We start from the raw sequence: 1547 nt of genomic DNA, 5'->3' as shown, positions 1-1547 counted from the left end.
TGTAGCAGCAAAGCTAAAATGTCAGCACTGAGCAAAGTTCAAATGTCAGTCTCTGGTCCCTTTGGGGACTTTGGAGGCTGTCATTTCAATGAGCGTGGTGTTGATGAGCAAGCGCGAACTGAACCGTCTTGATATTCTGGCGCGGCTGGACAGCGACAGGCTGACTGTTGTCGCTGCAGCTGGTTTAATGAACGTAACGCCGCGACAGACGTACCGGTTGTTGAGCAGATATCGTGACGGTGGAGCTTCTGCGATTGCCAACCAGCGCCGCGGTCGCCCCTCGAACAACCGGCTGTCGGATGAGGTTTGCGATCATGCGATTGCTTTGGTGCGCAAGCTCTACCCTGACTTCGGCCCGACGCTGGCGGCCGAGAAGCTGGTCGAGCGTCATGATCTCAAGATCTCGCGAGAGACGCTGCGCAACTGGATGCGGCAGGCCGGGATATGGGTCTCCCGGGCTGAACGCAAGCGGATCCAGCAACCTCGCTATCGCCGCGAGCATGTTGGTGAGCTGATTCAGATCGACGGCTCGGAGCACCGCTGGTTCGAGGATCGTGCAGCTCCCTGCACGTTGCTGGTGTTTGTCGACGATGCCACCAGTCGCCTGATGGAGCTGCGCTTTGTCGCCTCGGAGAGCACTTTTTCATACTTCGAGGCGCTGAAGACGTATCTTGGTCGTCACGGCAAACCCGTCGCCTTCTACTCCGACAAGCATTCGATCTTTCGGGTGTCGAACAAGGAAGCGGTCAGTGGCAACGGCATGACGCAGTTTGGGCGGGCTTTATCGGAACTGAACATCGAGATCCTCTGCGCCAATACCAGCCAGGCGAAGGGCCGAGTCGAGCGCGCGCACCATACGCTGCAGGATCGTCTGGTGAAGGAACTGCGGCTCTCCCGCATCAACACGATCGATGCGGCCAACGCTTTCCTGCCCGGCTTCATCGCTCATTACAACGCCCGCTTTGCCAAGGCGCCGGCGCGGGACAAGGATCTTCATCGTGTGATCGATCCTCGTCAGGATCTCGATGATGTCCTGTGCTGGCGTGAGGAGCGCAAAGTCTCTCATCAGCTGGTGGTGAACTACAACCAGATGATGCTGACGCTCAAGCCTCAAGGTCTGGCCGTTCGCCTGCGCGGCAAAATGGTCGAGGTCTATGACTTCCCGGACGGGCGGCTGGAGGTTCGCTGGAAAGGCCAGTCGTTGCCGTACTCGGCGTTCGACAAGCTACAGCGGGTCAGTCATGCCGCTATCGTCGAGAACAAGCGCCTCGGCGAGGTTCTCGCCTGGATCAAGGAGCAGCAGGATCAACAGCCGCGTTTCAGCCGCATCCCGGCGGGACCACGGCGCTCGGATCAGAAGGCCGGTCCAATGAAGGCCCGAGCCCTCCGCCTCACCGAAGCCGCCAACTCAGCCCAAAAATCCTCCCGCCGAGGACGGCGCCGCTCCGATACGATGGTCTCTGCGGCGCCGTCTTCCGTCCCCTGACAGGCCGCCCCGTGACATTTTAACTTTGCTGAGATCGAGACATCTCAACTTTGTTGCAACA

1 protein-coding gene is annotated in these 1547 nt (G+C 59.3%); it reads left to right on the top strand.

What is annotated here, in order from left to right:
- Positions 1-88 precede the first annotated feature (88 nt).
- On the top strand, positions 89-1486 hold the full coding sequence (locus tag AC1Q6J_RS23140; RefSeq protein ID WP_492281480.1) for an ISNCY family transposase: 1398 nt from the start codon (positions 89-91) through the stop codon (positions 1484-1486).
- Positions 1487-1547: the final 61 nt, after the last annotated feature.

The organism is Afipia sp. MLSD5-FHT05B12, from assembly GCF_058793355.1.
Note: the sequence above shows the minus strand (reverse complement) of the source record. Positions and strands in the feature narration are given on the sequence as shown.